At 73.6% G+C, this 20,438-nt stretch carries 18 protein-coding genes and 1 pseudogene; 13 read left to right on the top strand and 6 right to left on the bottom strand.

Annotated elements, in window-relative coordinates:
• Positions 1-23: 23 nt before the first annotated feature.
• From ACIGFK_RS20440 to ACIGFK_RS20415, 6 genes are all read left to right on the top strand, one after another.
• The gene (locus ACIGFK_RS20440; RefSeq protein ID WP_386471363.1) at positions 24-1,682 is read left to right on the top strand and encodes an ABC transporter substrate-binding protein; all 1,659 of its coding nucleotides are present in this window, start codon (positions 24-26) and stop codon (positions 1,680-1,682) included.
• A complete protein-coding gene (locus ACIGFK_RS20435) occupies positions 1,679-2,662 on the top strand; it encodes an ABC transporter permease (protein ID WP_400053003.1) in 984 nt (327 codons plus the stop codon). Before ACIGFK_RS20440 ends, ACIGFK_RS20435 begins: the two co-directional genes overlap by 4 nt.
• Positions 2,659-3,564, top strand: coding sequence for an ABC transporter permease (locus ACIGFK_RS20430; protein WP_400053001.1), 906 nt, complete (start codon positions 2,659-2,661; stop codon positions 3,562-3,564). The genes ACIGFK_RS20435 and ACIGFK_RS20430 overlap by 4 nt, the downstream gene beginning before the upstream one ends.
• The gene (locus ACIGFK_RS20425; protein WP_376656419.1) at positions 3,564-4,538 is read left to right on the top strand and encodes an ABC transporter ATP-binding protein; all 975 of its coding nucleotides are present in this window, start codon (positions 3,564-3,566) and stop codon (positions 4,536-4,538) included. Before ACIGFK_RS20430 ends, ACIGFK_RS20425 begins: the two co-directional genes overlap by 1 nt.
• Complete coding sequence (locus ACIGFK_RS20420; protein WP_400052999.1) at positions 4,535-5,380, top strand: ATP-binding cassette domain-containing protein; 846 nt, start codon at positions 4,535-4,537, stop codon at positions 5,378-5,380. Before ACIGFK_RS20425 ends, ACIGFK_RS20420 begins: the two co-directional genes overlap by 4 nt.
• 134 nt (positions 5,381-5,514) lie before the next feature.
• Positions 5,515-6,447: a GNAT family N-acetyltransferase gene (locus ACIGFK_RS20415; protein WP_400052998.1), complete on the top strand. Its 933-nt coding sequence runs from the start codon at positions 5,515-5,517 to the stop codon at positions 6,445-6,447.
• A gap of 1 nt (position 6,448) precedes the next feature.
• Here ACIGFK_RS20415 and ACIGFK_RS20410 read toward each other — a convergent pair whose 3' ends face one another.
• A complete protein-coding gene (locus ACIGFK_RS20410) occupies positions 6,449-6,880 on the bottom strand; it encodes a nuclear transport factor 2 family protein (protein WP_376656416.1) in 432 nt (143 codons plus the stop codon).
• Between the two features lie 97 nt (positions 6,881-6,977).
• Between ACIGFK_RS20410 and ACIGFK_RS20405 the strand changes: the two genes are divergently transcribed.
• Both ACIGFK_RS20405 and ACIGFK_RS20400 read left to right on the top strand, forming a co-directional pair.
• Complete coding sequence (locus ACIGFK_RS20405; RefSeq protein WP_386471373.1) at positions 6,978-7,547, top strand: PadR family transcriptional regulator; 570 nt, start codon at positions 6,978-6,980, stop codon at positions 7,545-7,547.
• The gene (locus ACIGFK_RS20400) at positions 7,534-8,331 is read left to right on the top strand and encodes an SGNH/GDSL hydrolase family protein (protein WP_376656414.1); all 798 of its coding nucleotides are present in this window, start codon (positions 7,534-7,536) and stop codon (positions 8,329-8,331) included. The genes ACIGFK_RS20405 and ACIGFK_RS20400 overlap by 14 nt, the downstream gene beginning before the upstream one ends.
• A gap of 184 nt (positions 8,332-8,515) precedes the next feature.
• Here the strand turns inward: ACIGFK_RS20400 and ACIGFK_RS20395 are convergent.
• Positions 8,516-8,617: pseudogene (locus ACIGFK_RS20395) on the bottom strand (TetR/AcrR family transcriptional regulator); the annotation flags it as partial.
• A gap of 59 nt (positions 8,618-8,676) precedes the next feature.
• Here ACIGFK_RS20395 and ACIGFK_RS20390 point away from each other — a divergent pair.
• Both ACIGFK_RS20390 and ACIGFK_RS20385 read left to right on the top strand, forming a co-directional pair.
• Complete coding sequence (locus ACIGFK_RS20390) at positions 8,677-9,441, top strand: MBL fold metallo-hydrolase (RefSeq protein ID WP_376656413.1); 765 nt, start codon at positions 8,677-8,679, stop codon at positions 9,439-9,441.
• Positions 9,442-9,556: 115 nt separating this feature from the next.
• Positions 9,557-10,123 carry a class I SAM-dependent methyltransferase gene (locus tag ACIGFK_RS20385; RefSeq protein ID WP_400052996.1) on the top strand — a complete coding sequence of 189 codons (567 nt, stop codon included), beginning with the start codon at positions 9,557-9,559 and terminating at the stop codon, positions 10,121-10,123.
• 36 nt (positions 10,124-10,159) lie between these two features.
• On the opposite strand, the gene ACIGFK_RS20380 is transcribed toward ACIGFK_RS20385, so the two are convergent.
• On the bottom strand, positions 10,160-11,446 hold the full coding sequence (locus tag ACIGFK_RS20380; RefSeq protein ID WP_400052994.1) for a hypothetical protein: 1,287 nt from the start codon (positions 11,444-11,446) through the stop codon (positions 10,160-10,162).
• A gap of 58 nt (positions 11,447-11,504) precedes the next feature.
• Positions 11,505-12,050 (bottom strand): GNAT family N-acetyltransferase, encoded by a 546-nt coding sequence (locus tag ACIGFK_RS20375; RefSeq protein WP_400052992.1) that lies wholly within the window; start codon positions 12,048-12,050, stop codon positions 11,505-11,507.
• A gap of 88 nt (positions 12,051-12,138) precedes the next feature.
• Between ACIGFK_RS20375 and ACIGFK_RS20370 the strand changes: the two genes are divergently transcribed.
• From ACIGFK_RS20370 to ACIGFK_RS20360, 3 genes are read left to right on the top strand one after another with little or no spacing between them, the layout of a single operon-like run.
• Positions 12,139-12,990: a hypothetical protein gene (locus ACIGFK_RS20370; RefSeq protein WP_376656409.1), complete on the top strand. Its 852-nt coding sequence runs from the start codon at positions 12,139-12,141 to the stop codon at positions 12,988-12,990.
• The gene (locus ACIGFK_RS20365; RefSeq protein ID WP_400052990.1) at positions 12,990-15,149 is read left to right on the top strand and encodes a bifunctional serine/threonine-protein kinase/ABC transporter substrate-binding protein; all 2,160 of its coding nucleotides are present in this window, start codon (positions 12,990-12,992) and stop codon (positions 15,147-15,149) included. Before ACIGFK_RS20370 ends, ACIGFK_RS20365 begins: the two co-directional genes overlap by 1 nt.
• Positions 15,150-15,155: 6 nt before the next feature.
• Entirely contained in the window at positions 15,156-17,309 is a 2,154-nt protein-coding gene (locus tag ACIGFK_RS20360; RefSeq protein ID WP_400052988.1) for a bifunctional serine/threonine-protein kinase/ABC transporter substrate-binding protein, read from the top strand.
• On the opposite strand, the gene ACIGFK_RS20355 is transcribed toward ACIGFK_RS20360, so the two are convergent.
• Together ACIGFK_RS20355 and ACIGFK_RS20350 are read right to left on the bottom strand one after the other, a co-directional pair.
• Complete coding sequence (locus ACIGFK_RS20355) at positions 17,302-17,955, bottom strand: hypothetical protein (RefSeq protein ID WP_376656406.1); 654 nt, start codon at positions 17,953-17,955, stop codon at positions 17,302-17,304. The two genes, ACIGFK_RS20360 and ACIGFK_RS20355, sit on opposite strands and share 8 nt — an antisense overlap.
• A 97-nt stretch (positions 17,956-18,052) precedes the next feature.
• Complete coding sequence (locus ACIGFK_RS20350) at positions 18,053-20,107, bottom strand: RICIN domain-containing protein (protein WP_400052986.1); 2,055 nt, start codon at positions 20,105-20,107, stop codon at positions 18,053-18,055.
• Positions 20,108-20,438 lie beyond the last annotated feature (331 nt).

The following is a 20,438-nucleotide window of genomic DNA, read 5'->3' as shown; positions in this document are numbered from 1 at the left end:
CTCATCCCTCAGGGAGTCAGACGATGTCATCAGCCCGTACGAGAACCCCGCTGATCCGCCGCACCCCCACCGCCGCCGCCTTCGCGGCCGCCACGATGCTCGTCGCGAGCGCGTGCAGCGGTACCGCGCACCCCGAGGAGGACCGGGCCACCGCCTACAAGACCACGGACCAGACGCCGGCCGCCGCCGGGAACCTGGGCTCCTTCACCTGGTCGATCTACGCGGAGCCGACCACCATCGACTACGCCTACTCGTTCGACTACCCGCCGAACCAGATCCTCGCCAACGTCTGCGAGAGCCTGCTGCGCTGGAACCCGGACCTGACGACCTCGCCGAACCTCGCGACCTCGTTCCTCAACCCCACGCCGACCACCTGGGTCTACCAGATCCGCCCCGGCGTCCGCTTCCACGACGGCACGAAGCTCACCGCCGACGACGTCGTGGCCTCCCTGCGCCGCAACCTCGACCCGGAGACGGCCAGCGTCTGGGCGAGCCCCTTCCGCAACGTCAAGTCGGTGGACAAGACGGGGCCGATGGAAGTCACCGTCACCCTCACGCAGCCCGACTCCAAGTTCAACAAGTACCTCGCCGCCGGCCCCGGCACCATAGAATCCGCCGCCACCCTCGCCAAGTCCGGCAAGAACTACGGCAATCCGCAGACCGGCGTGAACTGCACCGGCCCGTTCGCCTTCGACAACTGGACCGCCGGCCAGTCCCTCACCCTCAAGCGGTTCGACGACTACTGGAACCCCGCGCTCAAGGCCAGGTCCGGCCAGGCCAAGTTCGTCTTCCTCGCCGACCCCACCACCCGCGTCAACGCCTTCCAGAGCGGCGAGGTCGACGGCGGCTGGATGGTCCCGCCGAACGCGTACGCCCAACTGGGCAAGACCGAGGCCGGAACGCTCTACTTCGGCCGCAACACCAGCGTCGCCGACGAGGTCGTCAGCAACCTCAAGGGCCCCCTCGGCGACCCCCGGGTGCGCCAGGCCCTGCTGATGGCCACCGACCGCAAGGGCATCGTCAAGGCCGGCGCCGGCGGTGTCGGCGAGGTCGCCGACTCGCTCGTCACCGACAACCTCTGGGCCGACGCCCCCGACGCGACGCGCGACAGAATCATGAAGGACCTGCCCAAGTACCCGTACGACCCGGCCAAGGCCAAGGCGCTCGCCGCCGAAGCCGGGGTGAACGGCCAGAAGGTCGTCATCGCGACGAGCCCCCTCGACTCCCAGACGACGATCATCACCCAGGCCATGGCCCAGGCCGCCACGGCCATCGGCCTCAAGCCGGAGATCAACTCCCTCTCCGCGGAGAAGTACACCACCCTCTTCACCGACCCGGCCGCACGCGAGGGCATCGACCTGTTCCTCACCTTCTGGTACACGTCGATCACCGACCCGCTCGACATGTACGGCTCCCTCCAGACCGGCGCCTACAGCAACTACGGCAACTGGTCCAACCCCGCCTTCGACGCCTCCGTCGACAAGGCCATCGCCTCCTACGACCCGGCCCTGCGAGCGGACGCCAACGCCGAGGCGCAGAAGGTCGCCCTGCAGGAACTGCCCTGGCTGCCGCTGTACACCCAGCCCGTCAGCGTCTTCCTCGGCAAGAAGATCACCGGCGTCCAGCCCTCCATCGCCTACCTCTACTACCCGTGGGCGGCCGAGATCGGAGCCAGGGGATGACGGCCCCGGCGGCGACCGCCGCCCTGGCCCGGGCCGGACGGGTGCTGCGCCGGCTGGCCGCAATGGCGGCCACCCTGCTCGCCACCTCCTTCCTCGTCTTCTCCTCCCTCTTCCTGGCACCCGGGGATCCGGCGGGCTTCCTCACCAAGGGCCGCAGCCCCAGCCCCGAGCAACTCGCCGAGATCCGCCGCCAGTACGGCTTCGACGAACCGTTCCTGGTCCGGTACTGGAACTGGCTCGACGGCGTGCTGCACGGCGACTTCGGCCGCTCCTACCTCTTCCACCAGGACGTCGGCTCGGTCATCTGGTCGCGGCTGCCCTCGTCCCTGCTGCTGATCGGTGTGTCCGCCCTGATGATCGCGGTGTTCGGCATCGGCTCCGGGATCGTCGGCGCACTGCACCGCGGATCGCGCACCGACCGCTCGCTCATGCTCATGGTGACCGTGGGCGCCGCCGCGCCCGCGTTCGTCGCCGCCCTGCTGCTCAGGTCCGTCCTGGGCGTACGCCTCGGCTGGTTCCCGACGATCGGCAACGGCGCCGGCGTCCTGGACCGGCTGCACCACGTGATCCTCCCGGCCGCCGCCCTGTCCGTGACCTTCACGGCCCTGGTGACCCGGGTGACCCGCTCGGCCATGCTCGACGAACTGCGCCGCGAACACGTGGAGGTCGCACTGAGCCGGGGAACCCCGCGGCGGACCGTCATCAGGCGCCACGTCCTGCGCAACGCGCTCGGGCCGATCGTCACCGTCTCCGCACTCCTCGTCTCCGGCATGCTCGTCAGCACCGCGATCGTGGAGACCGCCTTCGGGATGTCCGGAGTGGGTTCCCTGCTCGTGCAGTGCGTGGACCAGCTGGACTTCCAGGTGGTCCAGGCGATCGTGCTGCTCGTGGTGGCCGCGTTCGTGATCGTCAACGCCCTCGTGGACCTCGTCCAGCCGCTGATCGACCCGCGCTCCGCGGCGGCGGGGAGCGCCCGATGAGCACCCTGCGCGAAACGGGCACCACGACCCGCACCCCCGGCGCCCCGCGCCCCGCACGCACCCGGCCCGACCGGTTCGCCGGGCTCCGCCGCCTCGGCGGCGGCCCGCTCCAGCGGACCTGCCTGGTCCTGCTCGTGCTGTTCGTCCTCGTCGCGCTGTCCGCCCCCTGGATCGCCCCCCAGGACCCGGCCTTCGGCGCGCTCGGCGACACCCTGCTCGGGCCGGGCGCCGGACACTGGCTCGGCACCGACCAAGGCGGACACGACACCCTCTCGGCGCTGATCGTCGGCACCCGCACCAGCCTCACCGGCCCGCTCGCCGTCGTCGTCTTCTCCACCGTCCTCGGCATCGCCGTCGGCCTGTTCACCGCCTGGTGCGGAGGCTGGGCCGACACCGCCGTCGGCCGCGTCCTCGACGTGCTGTTCGCCTTCCCCGCGCTGCTGCTCGCGATCCTCGCGGTGGCCCTCTTCGGCAAGGGGATGACGGCGCCGGTGCTCGCCATGGCGATCGCCTACATGCCGTACACCGCGCGCGTGGTCCGCGGACTCGCCCTGCAGGAGAAGTCCCGCCCCTACATCGCGGCCTACCGGGTGCAGGGCCACTCCGCCCTGTACGTGAACGTCCGCAGACTGCTGCCCAACATCGCCCCCACCCTGCTCGCCCAGTCGACGGTGAACTTCGGCTACGCACTGCTCGACCTCGCCGCGCTCTCTTTCCTCGGGCTCGGCGTGCAGCCCCCCACCCCCGACTGGGGCGCCATGATCAACCAGAGCCAGACGGCCGTCCTGCAGGGGCAGCCGCTGTCCGCGATCGCGCCGGCCGTGGCCGTCGTCGTGGTCGTCGTCGCCTTCAACGTCGTCGGGGAAGACCTCGGCGACCGCATCGCGGGGAGGGACTCCTGATGACCCTGCTCGCATACGACGACCTGCGCATCACCCTCCCCGCGACGGCCCGCCCGGTCCTCGACGGCATCGGCCTCAGGGTCGCCGCCGGGGAGGTCGTCGCCCTCGTCGGCGAATCCGGCTCCGGCAAGTCCGTCACCGCCCGCGCCGCCCTCGGCCTGTTCCCGCAGGGCGCCGAGGTCGGCGGCCGGGTCCGGGTGGACGGCACCGACCTGGTCGGCGCCGACCCCGCGGACCTGCGCGACGTACGCACCAACAAGGCGGCGATGATCTACCAGGATCCCCGCGCCGCCATCAACCCGGTACGCCGCGTCGGGGACTTCCTCACCGAGCCGCTGCGCGTCGTCCACGGCTGGACGAAGGCGCGCGCGGCGCAGCGGGCCGCCGAACTGCTCGGCGCGGTCGGCCTCCCCGACCCGGTCCGGCACCTGGGGCAGTACCCGCACGAGCTCTCCGGCGGAATGCTCCAGCGCGTCGTCATCGCCGCGGCCCTCACCACCGAACCGAAACTGCTGCTCTGCGACGAGCCGACCACCGCGCTCGACGTCAGCACCCAGGCGGAGATCCTGGCCGTCCTGGGACGGCTCCAGCGCGAACGCGGCCTCGGGCTCCTGCTCATCACCCACGACATCGAGCTGGCGGCCTCCGTCAGCGACCGGATCTACGTGATGTACGCGGGCCGGATCGTGGAGACGGCGCCCGTGGCGGAACTCTTCGCCGCCCCGCGGCACCCCTACACGGCGGGCCTGCTCGGCTCCTCCCCGCCGCTCACCGGCCCCATGGCCCGGCTCACCCCCATCCCCGGCGCCCCGATGGGACTGCTGGAATCCGCCCCCGGCTGCGCCTTCGCACCACGCTGCCGGTTCGCGGAACCCGGGCGCTGCGACCAGGCCCCGCCGGAACTCGAACCGCACGGCCCGGCAGAGGTCGCCTGCCACCGCGCCGCCGGACTCACCCGCAAGGAGGGCAGATGAGCACCGGGGAACTCCTCGAGGTGACCGGCCTGCGCAAGACGTACCGCACGGGCGGCACCGAGGTCGTCGCCGTCGACGACCTGTCCTTCTCCCTGCGCAAGGGCGGCGCGCTCGGCATCGTGGGGGAGTCCGGGTCCGGGAAGACCACGACGGCCCGGATGCTGATCGGGCTGGAACGCCCCGACGCCGGCGAGATCCTGGTCCAGGGCACACCGCTGGCGGCCTCCGTACGGGGGAGGCCGGCGCGGCTGGCGAGGGCCAAGGCCGTCCAGATCGTCTTCCAGGACCCCTATCTCTCCCTGGACGCCCGGCTCGGCATCGGCGCCACCATCGACGGGGTGCTCAGGCTGCACGGAACGACCGACCGCACGGCCCGCGCCGCCCGGGTCCGGGAGCTGCTCGGCCAGGTGGGCCTCGGCGACCGCGAGGCCGCCGCCCTGCCGCGCCACCTCTCGGGCGGCCAGCGCCAACGCGCGGCGATCGCCCGGGCGCTGGCGGTCGAACCCGCCGTCCTGGTGCTCGACGAGGCGGTGTCCGCACTCGACGTGTCCGTGCAGGCGCAGGTGCTGAACCTGCTCTCGGACATCCGCCGGGACACGGGCGTCGGCCTGGTCTTCGTCAGCCACGACCTGGCCGTCGTGCGCTACGTCTGCGACGAGGCGCTCGTCATGTACCGGGGCCGCACGATGGAGCACCGCCCGGTCTCCGAGCTCCTCACCGACCCCCACCACCCGTACACGCGGCTGCTGCTGGCCTCCGTACCCCGACCGGGCTGGGACCCCGGCTCGATCAGCCGCCGGCGCCGCGAACTGGACCCCCTAGGGGGCACTCCGACGGCATGACGCAGGGGCCGGGCCCGTACGGGGCCCCGGCCGACCGGCCTGCCCGCCCCGCACGTAAAACGCTGGCCGGGTGCGGAGGCGGGGGTTAGGTTCGGTGCGTCTGCGAGACCGTTCCCGCTCCCCGAAGGCTGCCAGTGACGTCGATCCGTTCCGCCCGCCCCCACGAACTTCCCGCGCTGATCGAGTACCCGGACGACCCCGAGCGCAACGCGGCGACCCGCGCCTACCTCGGCGGGCTGCTGGAGACGAAGTGCACCCGGCCCGAATGGTGCCTGGTCGCCGAGGACGACGGGGGGAGGCCGATGGGCAGTGTCGTGCTGTGGACCCTGCCGGGACACGAGGTTCCCTACGCCTTCGTCCTCTTCGAAGTCCCGGCCGGCCGGGCGGAGGTGGGGGCCGCGCTGCTCGACGCGGCGGCCCGGACGGCGCGCGAGCTCGGTGCGCAGGAGCTGGAACACGTCGTCGACTCGCCCGCGCAGGCACCGCAGTTCCAGCGGGAGCCGGAGCGCCGCGGCGAGCTGCTGCGGGGCTCCGGCTTCCGCGTGATCCGCGACGGGCGCAGGTTCGGCCTGCACCTCCCCGCCGAACTGCCGGCCGACGATCCCCGGCTGACGTTCCGTTCCCTGGCGGATATCGGCCCTGGCCCGTTCGTCGACCTGCTGGAAGCCCTGCTCGCCGAGACCGCGGACGCCCGGCTGGCCGCCGACGTCCGGACCCACGGGGCTCGGCGCGCCGCCGAGCAGCTCTTCGAGGAGACGGCCGAACTGGCGCACGAACCGGGATGGTGGGAGATCGGCTACGACGCCGACGGCACCGCCGCGGTGATCAGCCTGCCGGCGCGGAACCCGAGCGTGCACGTCATCGGCTTCGTCGGGGTCGCGCCCGCCCACCGCGGCAAGGGCTACGCCGTCTCCGCGGTGGTCCGCGGTACGCGGATCCTCGCGGAGCACGGCGCCGCCGAGATCCGCGGGGACTGCGACGCGGCCAACACGGCCATGGCGAAGGCCTTCACCCGGGCCGGATACGAGAACTTCGCCGACCGGCTGGAGTTCAGCAGGGCCCTGTGATCTATGCGCCGGCGGGGTCGGGGACGAGCCCGTCGGCGATCAGACCCGCCAGCACGGCCTGGCCCAGGGCGTGCACCGCGGACTGCGGGCGGACCATCACCGTGAACTCCTTCACGCGCCCCTCCTCGTCGAACTGCAGCAGGTCGATCCCGTGCACCTGCTTGCCCGCGACCGTGGCCCGGAACGGCAGGATCACCGACGGGGCCTCCTCGCCGTCGGCGCTCGTCTCCGCGGTGCCCTCGAAGCGCCCCACGTAACGGAGGTCGTCGAAGGTCCGCAGCAGCACCCCGAAGAGGCCCAGCACCATGGGCTTGCCCTCGAACGGGGTGAACTTGACCGGGCTGTACAGCCGGATGTCGTCGGTGAACAGGTCGTCCAGCACGCTCAGGTCGCGCTTCTCCACTGCCTCGCGGAAGCGTTCTGCAGTCTCCACGGCCCCTCCTCGCAATGATGCACTACTCATGAATGTGACTAATCAATTTCATGAGTAGGATGCAGGGCGGGGTGAGGAAAGGGAAGGGGCTGCTCCCATGGCTTTGAGACATGCCGTCCTGGCGTCGCTGCTGGGCGGCGAGTTCAGCGGCTACCAGCTGGCGAAGGGGTTCGACATCGGCGTCGCCAACTTCTGGCACGCCCTGCCGCAGCAGCTGTACGCCGAGCTGGCCAAGCTGGAGAAGGAAGGCCTCGTGGCCGGCCGCGAGGTGGTCCAGGAGAGCAGGCCCAACAAGCGCCTGTTCCACGTCACCCGGGCCGGCCTCGCCGAGCTGGAGGCGTTCGCCGAGGCCGCGTCCAAGCCCTCCGTGATCCGTGACGACCTCCTGGTCAAGGTCCAGGCCGCCGACGGCATCGACACCGCACCTGTCATCGCACAGCTCGAAGAACGGGCGGCCGCGGCCGAAGCCAAGATCGAACTCCTCGATGCGCTGCTGCGCCAGATGCGCGGCGAAGCGGACGAGGAGGAGTTCCTGCTCCGCGGCGAGGGCGTCGGCGGGTACCTCACCGCCCTGCGCGGCCGGGCCTTCGAACAGGGGCACCGGGACTGGTGCCTGCGTGCCGCGACCGTGCTGAAGGAACGGAGGACGGCCCGTGCCGAACGGTGAGTACCTGCGCTACGTCGCGCTCGGCGACAGCCAGACCGAAGGGCTCGGGGACGGCGACGACACCGTCGGCCACCGGGGCTTCGCCGACCGGCTCGCCGAGCACCTCGCAGCCGCCGAACCGCGGCTCCGGTACGCCAACCTGGCCGTACGGGGACGCGTCGCGGCCCAGGTCCACGCCGAGCAGCTGGCGCCGGCGCTGGCCATGGAGCCCGACCTGGCCAGCGTGGTCTGCGGGGTCAACGACCTGCTCCGGCCGTCGTTCGACGCCGCGGAGACGGTCGGGCACCTGGAGGGGATGTTCGCCGCGCTCACGGCGGCCGGCGCCGACGTCGTGACCGTGACCTTCCCCGACATCGGGAAGATCGTCCCCCTCGCCCGGCCGCTGCGCCACCGGGTGTCCGACCTCAACGACGGCGTCCGGGAAGCGGCCGCCCGGCACGGGGTCGCCGTCGCCGAAACCGGCCGCGAGGCCGTCGGCGCAGACCCGCGGCTGTGGGCGGTGGACCGGCTCCACGCCAGCTCCCTCGGCCACGAACGCATCGCCGCCGCCCTCGCCCACACCCTCCGGCTGCCCGGCAGCGACGACAGCTGGGCGGACCCGCTGCCGCCCCTGCCTCCCGTCACGGGAATGCGGACGGCGGTCGACGAAGTGCGCTGGCTGGCCGGGTTCCTGGGCCCCTGGCTCGGCCGCCGCCTGCGCGGCCGCTCCTCCGGCGACGGCCGGACGGCCAAGCGCCCGCGGCTCCTGCCGCTGGACGGCTACGGGGCGGGCGGGACGGCGTAGCGCGCGAGGAACAGGCCGACTCCCGAAGCGGCCACGCGGCCGAGCTCCGCCTGGTCGATCCCGGAGTCAGCCCGATCGGCGCGGCCCGCAGGTCGGCGGCCCGGGCCAGGCCGGCGTTGACGGATTGCAGCCCCGCGTACGTCGTGGGCAGTATCCCGGCGACGACGGAGGGGAAGAGCCGCTCCTCGCTGCCGAAGTGCCGGTAGATCGTCGCCCTGGAGACCCCGGAGCGGCTGGTGATCGTGTCCATGGAGGCGGCCCAGTAGCCCCCGGCGAGGAACTCCACTGAACTGACGGTCTAGTTTGGGGCCGTCGAGACCGCCTCACTCCTTCGGAGCGTCCTTCATGTCCTCCTTGATCACCGTGACCCACCTCGGCACCGCCACCCTCCTCATGGAGATCGGCGGGCTGACCGTCCTCACCGACCCGGCCCTCGACCAGGCCGCGGCCGAGTACCCGGCCGCACGCCCGCTGCGCCGCACCGCCGGAGCCGCCCTCGCGGCGGCCGACCTCCCGCCCGTGGACCTCGTACTGCTCTCCCACGACCAGCACGCCGACAACCTCGACCCCTCGGGCCGCGAGGTCCTCGCCGGGGCCGGGCTGGTGCTCACCACCCCAGAGGCGGCCGGCCGGCTCGGCGGCCGCGCCGAGGGGCTGGCGACCTGGGAGACCCGAGAGGTCACCGCCGGCGGTACCACCGTGCACGTCACGGCGACCCCGGCCCGCCACGGGCCGGCCGGCACCGAGGCCGTCACCGGGACCGTCACCGGCTTCGTGGTCCGGTACGACGGGGGCACGCTCTACATCTCCGGCGACACGGTCCGCCACGACGCGCTCGACGAGATCGCCGAACGCTTCGACGTCGACACGGCCTTCCTGCACCTCGGCGACGCGCACTTCCCCGCCACCGGGGACCTGGCCTTCTCGCTCAGCGCCGCCGAAGGGGCCGAACTCGCCCGCACGCTCGGCGCCCGCACCGTGGTCCCCCTGCACTTCGAGTCCTGGGAGCACTTCACCGAGGACCCGGCCCGTATCGAGGAGGCCTTCGCCGCCCCCGGCCTCGCCGGCCGCCTGCGCCGCCTGACACCAGGTGTGGCGGAAGAGCTCTGACCGTCCATCCGGTGCCGTAACGTGGAATCAATATGGGGGACATGAGGTGTTAACCTCCGCCGCGCGTCCGGAACTGCTCCACGATCGGCGGACGCAACCCGGCCAAGGAGGCCCCATGACCACGCCCTTCGCGTCCGCCGCCGCGCACCACGCCCGCCACGGGACGCCCTACCCGGCGCAGCTCCACTCGAAGCTCGCGGAGCGGTTCGCGCTCGACGGTTCGCAGACCGTACTGGAACTGGGCGCGAGCGGCGCGGGCCCGGGCCCCGGCGTGCTCGCCCTGTCGCTGACCCCGCTGGCCGACCACGTCTACGCCGTCCACCCGGAACCGGCCGTGCTCGCCGAGGGGAGCCGGCTGGCGGGGGAGCGCGCCTGTCCGAACGTCTCCTGGCTGGAGGGCGATGCCTCCGCGGTCACCCGCCTCTGCCTGCCGCGCATCGACCTGTGCGTCATCGGCGGCGCCTTCCACCGGATGGACGGGGAGCGGGTGCTGGCCGACCTGGACACCGTGCTCGCCCCACGGGGAGGCATCGCCGTGATCACCTCCCCGGACGGGCTCGAGGACCTGACCGACCTGCTGGCGAAGTCGGCGTTCTCCCGGGTCGAGACCACGACCTGGGAGCAGTCCGCCGCCGTCACCGCCGCCGTCACCGCCGTCGTCGCCACGAGGCCCCGGCGCTGACGGCGGTGCGGGTACGGGACGGGTGAGGGGGCGGGTTCAGTCGCCTCCGCCGCAGCCGCCCCCGCAACTGCTGGAACAACTGCTGCCGCAGCTGCTCGACGACCCGCAGCCGGAACCGCCGTCCGAACCGGAGCCGCCCGATGCCCGCTCCTTCCGCCGGCGGGCACTCTGCTCCTGCTCCTGCTCCCGCTCCCGCTCCCGCTCCTGCAGGCGGTAGGAGGTCCTGGCCGGGTGCCATCGCCCCGGCCTGTTCCTGCGCTCGGGAACCAGCGGGACGGCCGTGACGTCGGCGGAGACGACGGTGTCGCCGTAGACCGCCGCGTGTTCGAGGACGACTTCGGCGCCCTCGAACGGAACGCCGTACAGGAGCGCCTCGAAGGGCTCGCTCTGCGCGTTGACGTCGTGGTGGTCGATGCGCAGCCGGTGCTTCATCCCGCCGACGAGGGTCCTGGTGCGGTGCCGGGTGTTCTCGTACCGGTCGCGGAAGGCGATCAGGGCCGGAGCGTCGGTGGTGCGGGCGTCCGGGTACAGCCACAGGTGCTTCGGGTAGCGGGCGCGCACGCCCACGCGCAGCACGGGCTGCGGCCCCCGGTGCAGCCGCCGGGCGGCCAGCCGGGCGGTGAGGCCCCTGCCGAGCGCGGGAGTGCCGGGGACGAGGAGCAGCAGGGCGAGGACCTGCTGGCCCACCGCGTCGTACGAGGATCCCGTACGCCGGGCGGCGAGGTCCTGGGCCAGGCCCCAGCCGAGCAGGGCCGCGGCGGCCAGGCAGAGCCCGCCGCCGGCGAGCATCGGCCGCAGACCCCGGCGGCGGTGCGCCTCGGGGAGGGCCATCGGGAGCGGGACGCGGACGTCTCCGGCGGCGGCCAGGGCGAGTTCGCGCTGCCGGCCGCGCGAGCCGAGGCGCCACAGGGCCCCTGTGAAGGCGTACGCACACCCCGTGAGGAGCAGGCATGCGCCCACCCGGCCCGCGGTGTCACCGGCCGCGGCCGAGGACAGGGAGATCCCCGCCGCCACCGCGACCACCGAAGCCGAGGCCATGGCCGCGGCAGGCAGGAACCGGAACCACAGGGGGAGGCAGAACAGCGGCACCACGAACCAGTAGCCCGCCCAGTCCGTGCCCTGCCCGCCGCCCCCGGGTCCGTTCCAGCCGGTCAGGACCGCCCCGCCGGCCGCGAGCGCGGCGAGCGCCCAGCCGCCCGCCGCGGGCGAGAAGAAGCCGGGCGTGCGGGCCGCCCACCAGAGCCGGGCATCGGCCACGGCCCACTCCGCGGCCCCCTCCCTGGGTATCGCTGCCGGTGGCAGGTACTTGACGTTGTCGCTCACGGCGCCAGTATGCGGACCGGTCCCCGCAGGCCAGAAGGGGTGCAGTGCTACGGAACGGCTACAGCGCGCGGTGCATGCAGACCCTCGGCCAGCGGTCCAGGCCGTGCTCCGCCTCCCGCGCCCGGATCTCCCGCAGGCCCGGAGTGAGCTCGCCGTCGTCCAGGCGCCGGAAGCCGCAGCGCTCGTAGTACGGGGCGTTCCAGGGGACTTCGGTGAAGGTGGTGAGCGTCAGCGCGGGCACCCGCTCGAGCACGGCGTGCTCCGCGAGGTGCTCCAGCAGGGCCCTGCCGATGGCGCGGCGCGCGTGGTCCGGGTGCACCGACACCTGCTCGACGTGCAGGGCGCCGTCCACGCGGTCGGCGATCAGGTACGCGGCCGGGGGCGAGTCCCCGGCCCCGGCCCCGCCCTCGCCCTCGCCGTCGCCGTCGCCGTCGACGGCGACCCAGGCCAGCCCGGCCGCCACGTACCGGTCCAGTTCCCCGACGGGCAGTGGCTCGTCGTCCGCGATCTCCGGCATGCCGATGTCCCGGAAGCACAGTCCGGCGGCCCTCTCGATGTCCTGGAGGTCCGTCAGTTCGTCCCGGCGTGCTGCTCTGATGTGCATGGGCCGCATTCTTCCACCTCAAGATCCCTTTCGGGTAAGGCAGTTGATCCAATGCGGGGGTGGGTACGATCGCTGCCGAGGGGGACACATGACACACAGACGCGGCTCCGCGCTGCGCGCCTGCGGGTGCGCGGCAGCGGGCCTGTTGGTACTGGCGGGCTGCTCGGCCGGGGGCGGGGCGAAGAGCGGCGCGGGCGGGCACACCCCGGCCGCGACCACCGCCCCGGCGAGCGGGAGCGCGAGCACGACCGCGGCGCCCGCGCCCACGAAGCCGGCCGCGCCGGCCGCCCCGCTCGTCCCCGCCGTGGACGAGTCCAAGCAGCCCCGGACGGCCGCAGAGGCCCGCGCCCTCCTCGCCCGCATCGTGGTCGACCAGGAGGCGTTCGGCCCCGAGATCGTGCGCCGGACCCCGTTCGAGAGCGATCCGCACCGCTGGCCCGTCCTCGACGAGGCCTGCGTCTGGCAGACCTCGCGGCTGCCCGATGACGTACTCGCCACCAGCACCCGGTACTTCCAGCTCCCGGCCGCGGAAGGCCACGGACGCGTGCAGATCAACGTGACCGTGACCGTGCACCGCAACCGCCAGGACTCCGGCTGGGAGACCGCCCACGCCATGGAGGAGGTGCTGCGCTGCCCCGACCAGCGGCTGCGCGCGGGCGAGGAGCTCAAGGGCCTGTGGGGAGCCTCCCTCTACGAGGGGGAGCAGCTGAACGGCTGGACGGAGGACGCCTTCACCGAATCCGGCGAGTACGTCAGCGAGGAGGACGGCGGCCCGTACCCCTACCTGTGGTCCCAGGGGCAGTTCGGGCCGGTCACCATCGCCGTGGCGGGCAAGGGCGCGGCGGGCTTCGCGCAGGAGGCGCTGAGCGCGCTCGTCGTCCAGGGCACCGCCCGCATGATGCTGCAGGCCAAGCAGCAGCTCGGAAAGGCGGAGGGCTGATGGAACGGCTGCACCCCTCGGACCCCTCCCGGATCGCGGACTACCGCCTCCTCGGGCGGCTCGGCGCCGGCGGCATGGGCGTCGTCTACCTGGGCCGCACCGACGATGGCGCGCTCGCCGCCGTGAAGGTGATCCGCGCCGAATACGCCGACGAGGACGATTTCCGGGCGCGCTTCCGCCGCGAGGCGGACATCGCCGCCGAAGTCGACAGCCCCTGGGCCGTCCGGATCACCGGCGCCGACCCGGAGGCCCGCGAACCCTGGCTGGCCACCGCCTTCGTCGCCGGTCCCTCCCTCGCGGAGGCCGTCGGGGCCCACGGGCCGCTCCCGCTGCGCGCCGTACGGGTCCTGGGCAAGGCCATGGCCGAGGCCCTCGGGGTGATGCACGGGCAGGGCCTCGTGCACCGCGACGTCAAACCCGGCAACGTGCTGCTGGGCATGGACCGGCCCCGGCTCATCGACTTCGGGATCGCGCGGGGCGGCGAACACACCGCCCTGACCTCCGCGGACGCCGTCCTCGGCACCCCCGGCTTCATCCCGCCCGAGCAGGCCGAGGGCCGCCCCGCCGAGCCGGCCGGCGACGTCTTCGCGCTCGGCTGCCTGCTCGCCTACGCCGCCACCGGCCGGCTGCCCTTCGGCAGCGGCACAGTCGAGGCCGTGCTCTACCGCACCGTCCACGACGAGCCCGAGTTCGGCCCGGAGGTCCTCGCCGACCCCGAACTCACCGCGCTGCTGCGGACCTGCCTCGCCAAGCACCCCGACATCCGCCCCACCGCCGCCGAACTCGACGCGGCGCTGACCGAGGACGCCCCGGGGGAGGGGACGGCCTGGCTGCCCGATCCGGTCGTCGCCATCATCGCGGAGCGCGCCGCAGCCCTGCTGGCCCTGCCCGGCATCGACGAGACCACCGCCGACCCGGACGCGGCCCCCGCCCCGGGCGCCGGACCCGCGCCCTCGCGCAGGCGCTTCCTCGGCTTCGCCGCCGCGGGCGCCGTGCTCGCGGCCGGCGGAGGCGTGGCGACCTGGCTGGCCCTGCGCGATGACGGCAAGGAGAAGAAGGCGGCGGCGCCCGCGCCCCGGAAGTGGGTGATCGGTGTGCAGGCCGACCTCTCCGGCCCGCAGAAGGCCCTCGGACAGGCCCAGGAACGCGGCGTCCGGCTCGCCGTCGACGCCTTCAACTCCCGCAAGGACAAACCCTTCACCCTCACCGTGGCCACCGCCGACGACGCCGGCCGGGCCGACCGCTCCGCCGAGGCCGCCGCCGGCCTCATCGCCGACCGCGACGTGCTCGCCGTCATCGGCCCGACCGGCAACGCCACGGTCCCCCCCTGCCTCGAGCTGTACGGCGAGGCCGCGCTGCCCCTGCTCACCGTCTCGGCCCTGGCCACCTCCTTCGGCGTCACGGACCGGCGCAGCTTCTTCCAGACCAGCGCCCTCTCCCTCGGCCAGGGCTCCGCCGTCAACCTCCAGCTGGTCGCCGGCCAGGGAGCGCGCCGGCTCGGTGCGCTCTGCGACCGGGAGGGCGACGTCGAGGGCTGGCAGGCGGTCCTGCAGGGCAACCGCACCCTCACCATCGTCTCCCCGCAGGCCACGTCGTACGGACGGGTCGTGCCGCGCGGCGCCGGGGACCTGTCCCCGGTCGTCAAGGACATGCTGGCCCACGGGATCGACTCGTTCTTCTACTCCGGCACCCCGGCCGGTGCGGCCAAGGTGGCCGGGCTGCTCGCCGCCGAGGGCTTCAGGGGGCCCCGGGCCGCCGACTACACCATCGTGGGCCCCGAGTTCCTCGCCGCTGCGGGCCCGGCCGCCGAGGGCTGGCAGCTGCTCGCCCCGTACACCGGGCCGGAGGCCCCCGGAATCGCCGACGTCGCCCGGGCCCACCGGGCGGCGTACGGCGCGGCGCCCGAGGCCTGGACGGCCGAGGCCTACGACGCGGCCGGTCTGGTCATCGACCGGCTCGTGGCGGCGGCGGGCGGCGGCGCCCGGCCGGCCCGCGCCGATCTGCTGACCGCCCTCGGCAAGGGATCCTTCCGGGGCCTGACGAAGGAGTACACCTTCGACGAGTACCGGCAGGTGAAGGGCAACACGTACTACGCCCACCGCGTGGAGGGCGGCCGGATCCGCTACACGGGCCCGGCCGGCCAGGCCCCGCCGGCGTAGCGGCGGATGCGCCCCCTGCTGCCCGCCGATCCGGCCGCGATCGGCGGAAACCGTCTGCTGGGCCGTCTCGGCTCGGGCGGCATGGGCACGGTCTACCTCGGCCGTTCCCCCGCCGGGACCCTCGTCGCGGTCAAGGTGATCCGCGCCGACCACGGCGCCGACCCCGCCTTCCGCGCCCGGTTCCGCCGCGAGGCGGAAGCCGCGGCGGGGCTGGCCGGGCGCTGGGTGGTCCCGGTGATCGCGGCCGACCCGGAGGCCCGCGAGCCCTGGCTGGCCACCCCGTTCGTGCCCGGGCCGTCCCTGTCGGAGGCCGTGTCCGGGTACGGTCCGCTGCCCGCCCGGAGCGTACGGATCCTCGGGGCGCGGCTCGCCGAGGCCCTGGCGGAGGTGCACGCGGCCGGGCTCGTCCACCGCGACGTGAAACCGGGGAACGTACTGCTCGCTCCGGACGGCCCCCGCCTGATCGACTTCGGGATCGCGCGGGTCGCCGGGGCGACCACCCTGACGGCCGCCGACGCGGTCGTCGGCACCCCCGGCTACCTGGCACCGGAACTGGCCCGCGCGGGCGGCCCGGCGCCGGGCCCGGCCGGGGACGTCTTCTCCCTCGGCTGCGTCCTCGCGTACGCGGCGACCGCGCGGGGGCCGTTCGGCGGCGGGCACGCGGCCGCGGTGGTCTTCCGCACGGTGCACGACGAGCCCGAACTGGGCGATCTGCCGGCCGAGTTGCTGGAGGCGGTGAGCGCCTGCCTGGTGAAGGAGCCCGAGGCCCGGCCGACCCTCGCGGAACTGACCGGCCTCCTGGCCGGGGGTGATCCGGGGGACGACGACGGCCGGGACTGGCTGCCGGCCCCGCTGCCCCGGCTGATCGCCGAACGCTCCACCCGGGCCCTGGACCTCCCCGCCCCCGAGCCCACCCGGATCGACACGCCGGAGGCCGGAACGGGGACCCGCGGGAACTTCACCCGCAGGCGGCTCCTCGCGGCGGGCGGAGCCCTGCTCGCGGCCGGCGCACCGGTCGCCTGGTTCACCACGCGGGGGCGCGGCGGCACGGGCGCACCCCCGGCCGGTTCCGGGCGGGACCTGCCCCTGCTCACCCTCGGCCTCCAGGCCGATCTGACGGGGCCGGGCAAGGCCACGGGACAGGCGCACGAGCGCGGCATGCGGCTGGCCGTCGATCGGCACAACGCCCGCAAGGACGCCGTGTTCCGGCTGGCCCTGCGCGTCGCGGACGACGGCGGCGACCGGGCGCGCGCCGCGCAGACGGTCAAGGAACTGGCCGCCGACCCCGCGGTGCTGGCGCTCGCCGGGCCCACCTGGGAGGCCGCGGTGCCCGACCTCGCCACCGCGTGCACCACGGCCGGTCTCACCTTGCTGCTGGTCTCGGTCAACGGTCTGGACGAGGCCCAGTTCCGCGGCTGGCGGACGCTCTGCCCGACCCGTCCCGCCTGGGACTACGTGACCAACCCCGTGATCCACTACCTGACCAACGTGCGGCCCTCGCGCCGGACCGCGGTCGTGGAGGACGCGGCCGGCGGAGACGAGGGCTGGCGGATCTCCCGCGTGCTCCAGCAGAGCCCCCCGGGCAAGGGGTCGGTGAGCGTCCACCGGATTCCCGAGGGCGGCTCCGACTTCGCGGGCGCCGTACGGGACCTGACGGCCGCCGGGGCGGAGGGGGTGGTGTACGCCGGGACCTCGCCGCAGCGTGCGGGGCTGCTGGCCCGCGCCCTGGCCGACGCCGGGTTCCGGGGCCCCCGGGCGGGCATCCAGCACATCATGGAGCCGGAGTTCCTGAGCACGGCCGGCCCGGCGGCCGAGGGCTGGGAGATCGGCGCCTTCTTCACGGATCCCACGGCCGTGCCGGCCGCCGCCGGGTTCGTCTCCGCGTACCGGGCCGCGTACGGGGAGGCGCCCGCCCGGTGGGCCACCGAGGCGTACGACGGCGTCGGCCTGCTGGCGGACTGCCTGACGGGACTCGGGGAGGAGGCCCGGGACAGGGCGGGCCTGGTCCGCCGCTTCCCCCGGCAGACGTACGAGGGCCTGGCCAAACCGCTGGCCTTCGACGCCGACACCCACGCCCTCACCGGTGCGCGGGTGTCGTACCTCTACCGCGTCGAATCCGGCGCGTACCGCTACCTGGGGCCGTACCCCGACGTCACCTGAGGCGGAGCCGGCGCCGGCGCCGGATCAGGATTCCCGCGGCCGCCCCGGCGAGGGCGAGCACCGCCACGCCCGCGGTCGTCCACCAGAGGCCCGCATCGGCGTCGTCGCCGGCCGGCTCGGGAGCCCCGGCGGTGGCCGGGGCACCGGCGAGGGTGGACGCGGTCACGGGCGCGGCAGCAGTGGCCGGGGCAGAGGGCTGCGCGGAGGGCGCCACCGAGGGGGCCGGTGCGCCGGTGGCCGGCGCCGGGTCCACCACCGGTACGGCGACGTCGAGTTCCCCGTGCCCGAGGGACGGGAAGCCCACGTCGACGGTGACCTTCCAGGAGCCCGGCGGCAGGGCCTCGGCCGTGGTCCACGCGGCCTTCGAGGGGCCGGTGTCACGGATGAGGCGCCAGGGGCCGAGCGTGCGCGAGCCGTCCGGGCTCGTCGCGTTCACCGTGGCGGCGACGGCCTCCTCGATGGCGTCCCCGTCGTTCTCCCAGGTGATGTCGGCGGTCACCCGGCCTTCCCGCTGCCCCGTGACCACCACCTTCACGGTGTCCCCGTGGGCGTGGGCGGTGACGGGTGTCAGGAACATGAGGCCGAGTACGGCGAGTACGGCGGGTACGGCTGCCCGTACGGCCGGGAAAGCGATCTTGGTGCGCATCGTCGCGTCTCCGCTCGGGAAGAGGGGTCCGGCGGGCGGCCGCCGCGCGGGGCGGCCGTCCGCCGGGTAGGAATCACGGCATTGGCCCGTCAGGCCGTCAGCCGGCCTTCTGCAGGGTCCAGACCTGCGTCGCGCGGCCGTCCGCGCGCTGGAGGTCGAGCAGCCAGTTCCCGTAGTAGGGGCGGCTGCTCACGGTGAGGGCGAAGCCGCCGCTCGGGTCCGTGATCGTCACCGAGCCCGACTTCGACGAGACCTTCCAGTTCTGCGCGGTGTTCGAGCCGCACGGCTGCTGCGCGATCCACATGCCCGCGGCGGGGGTGCCGCCCGGCTGGAGGCACTTGCCGGAGGCGGCGGACTTGATGCGGACCTGCCCGCTGCCCGCGTCGTCGAAGTACCACTGCTGCTGCGCGTACCCGTTGGCGCGGCCGCCGACGAGGACGGTGCCGTCGGCGGTGCGGCCGCCCCACAGCTCCGCGGCCATGCCGGTGCTGCCGTTGCCGAGCGTGTACTTGGTACCGGGGGCGGTGGTCGATCCGCCGCCGCCCGTGCCCGACGTCGTACGGAAGGACGCGGCCTTGCCGGGCCCGCTGTCACGGCCCGAGGAGTCGCGGACGGAGACGGCGATCTTGTACGAGGTGTCGGGGCTCAGGTTGTAGATGCGCAGCGACTGCGACTGGACCCACGTCAGGTGCTTGCCGTTCAGCAGGACCTGGTACCAGGAGGCGCCCTCGACCTTCGGCCAGCTGACCACGACGGAGTCGGACCGGATCTGGCCCGCCGTCACCGCGGGGCCGCCGGTGGGCTGCTTCGTCGGGCTCGCCGTCGGCTTCTTGGTGGGCGTCGGCGTGGGGGTGGGGTCGGTGCCGCCGCCCTTGCTCTTCATCAGGAACTGGTTGTCGGCGATGTTCCAGTGCGTGGCCAGGTAGCTGCCGGCCTTGGGGCTGGTGTGGAAGTAGTCGTCGTGGTTGCAGTCGAGGATGTTCTCCGACGCCTGGTTGGTGCAGATGTTGCGCATCTGCGGGTAGTACGGGGTGTCCGAGTAGCACATGACGTCGTACTCGTCCGTGCAGTGCGCGCCCCGGCTGGTGTTCGGTGCGCTGTTGTTGACCGCGCCCAGGTTGTGGCCGAGTTCGTGCGCGGCGGTGTGTCCGCCCCAGCAGCCGGAGTCCGTACGCCCGTAGGACGGGCCGAAGTTGCTCTGGTTGTTCTGGCCGGGCCGCTCGTCGCCGTTGAACGTGCCGATGCCGCAGTAGACCTGGGTGTCGGCGAAGATCATGTACTTGCGGTCGCGGCGGTCGAGGCCCTTGCCGGCGAGCGCGTTGTTCGTCGCGCTGAACTCGGACAGCGCCGAGTCCGGGAGCTCGATGTTGAGCACGGTCGGCGTGCAGTCGGCGGCCGTCACGTAGCGGATGTGGCGGATTCCGCCGGTCTCCTGGGCGCTCGCTGCGTAGATGACGTCGGCGTCGGCCGCCCACTTGCGGAACGAGGCGGCGTACTGGGCGTACCGGTCGCGGCCGGGACCGTGCACGTACACGACCTGGACGCGGTTGCCGGTGCTGCCGTCACCGTCGCACTGGACGGTCTGGCCCGCGGGCCCGGCGGCCACGGTCTGGCCGCCCGAAGCGGCGGCGGGCGCGTCGGCCTTGGTCTTGGCGGACCCGGCGTCGGCGGCAGCGGGCGCGTCCTGAGGACGCCCGCCGCCTTCCGTGGTGGCCGGGTCGTCCACGGCGGGGTGGGCCGGATCGGCGGCCGCGGCCGTCTCCTTGACGGCGGGCGCGATGTCCTTCGTGATGTCGACGCCCTTGGGCGGGGCGTCGGGGCCGTGGGTGCACAGACCGCCCTGGGTGCGGTACACGCCCACGCACCGGTCGCCCTTGGGAGCGGCCTGGAGGCCGTCGTACACCATGCCGCGGTCGGTCTCGTTGGCGGGAGCGGCCGACAGCGGGGCCGGCTCCTGGTCCCGGGCGGGCTCGGCGGCCATCACGGCCGTCTCGGCCGCGGCCCCGGAGGCCTCCCCGGCCTCGGCGCCGTCTCCGAGGCCGGAGTAGGCGATGCCTGCGGTGATCACCGCCGCCGAAGCCATGGCGGCGGTGAGGAGTATCAACCGCCGGGGTTTGCGGCGGTGTTCGCGTCGTCTGCGTCGTCCTGTCATGGGCACCTCAAGTCGTTGGTCGGATGACTGGGTGCGCGGAAGCCTGCCAGACGAATGCGCCGGAGAATTCGGACAAAGGTGAGGGGGGCTCAAGAAACCGTTCTGTTACCTGTCGCTCAAATTTGACGAACAATCAATCTGCAATAAAACAAGGCCAGTTACGCGCGTCGCAGTTGATTGGTCCAGGCCTTGCGGGATGATTCGTTATCGAATCGAGATATGGCGAGTTCGCTTGTTGACGGGAATTCAGTCAGGGATTCATCCAATTACTACCTGTCGAATTCCCTCCGTTACGACCCGTGAGGAACCGTGGCGTCCGGTCGGCCTCGCG

The sequence above is a fragment of the Streptomyces sp. NPDC085524 genome, from assembly GCF_044541755.1.
Lineage (GTDB): Bacteria > Actinomycetota > Actinomycetes > Streptomycetales > Streptomycetaceae > Streptomyces.
This window is presented reverse-complemented; position numbering and strand designations above follow the sequence as displayed.

Excerpts from the sequence above, each read along its gene's own strand:
- ACIGFK_RS20385 (WP_400052996.1), top strand. The coding sequence starts at position 9,557 with ATGACCACGCCCTTCGCGTCCGCCGCCGCGCACCACGCCCGCCACGGG.
- ACIGFK_RS20430 (WP_400053001.1), top strand. The coding sequence starts at position 2,659 with ATGAGCACCCTGCGCGAAACGGGCACCACGACCCGCACCCCCGGCGCC.
- ACIGFK_RS20425 (WP_376656419.1), top strand. The coding sequence starts at position 3,564 with ATGACCCTGCTCGCATACGACGACCTGCGCATCACCCTCCCCGCGACG.
- ACIGFK_RS20365 (WP_400052990.1), top strand. The coding sequence starts at position 12,990 with ATGGAACGGCTGCACCCCTCGGACCCCTCCCGGATCGCGGACTACCGC.
- ACIGFK_RS20420 (WP_400052999.1), top strand. The coding sequence starts at position 4,535 with ATGAGCACCGGGGAACTCCTCGAGGTGACCGGCCTGCGCAAGACGTAC.
- ACIGFK_RS20435 (WP_400053003.1), top strand. The coding sequence starts at position 1,679 with ATGACGGCCCCGGCGGCGACCGCCGCCCTGGCCCGGGCCGGACGGGTG.
- ACIGFK_RS20405 (WP_386471373.1), top strand. The coding sequence starts at position 6,978 with ATGGCTTTGAGACATGCCGTCCTGGCGTCGCTGCTGGGCGGCGAGTTC.
- ACIGFK_RS20355 (WP_376656406.1), bottom strand. The coding sequence starts at position 17,955 with ATGCGCACCAAGATCGCTTTCCCGGCCGTACGGGCAGCCGTACCCGCC.
- ACIGFK_RS20370 (WP_376656409.1), top strand. The coding sequence starts at position 12,139 with ATGACACACAGACGCGGCTCCGCGCTGCGCGCCTGCGGGTGCGCGGCA.
- ACIGFK_RS20350 (WP_400052986.1), bottom strand. The coding sequence starts at position 20,107 with ATGACAGGACGACGCAGACGACGCGAACACCGCCGCAAACCCCGGCGG.
- ACIGFK_RS20375 (WP_400052992.1), bottom strand. The coding sequence starts at position 12,050 with ATGCACATCAGAGCAGCACGCCGGGACGAACTGACGGACCTCCAGGAC.
- ACIGFK_RS20440 (WP_386471363.1), top strand. The coding sequence starts at position 24 with ATGTCATCAGCCCGTACGAGAACCCCGCTGATCCGCCGCACCCCCACC.
- ACIGFK_RS20390 (WP_376656413.1), top strand. The coding sequence starts at position 8,677 with ATGTCCTCCTTGATCACCGTGACCCACCTCGGCACCGCCACCCTCCTC.
- ACIGFK_RS20360 (WP_400052988.1), top strand. The coding sequence starts at position 15,156 with ATGCGCCCCCTGCTGCCCGCCGATCCGGCCGCGATCGGCGGAAACCGT.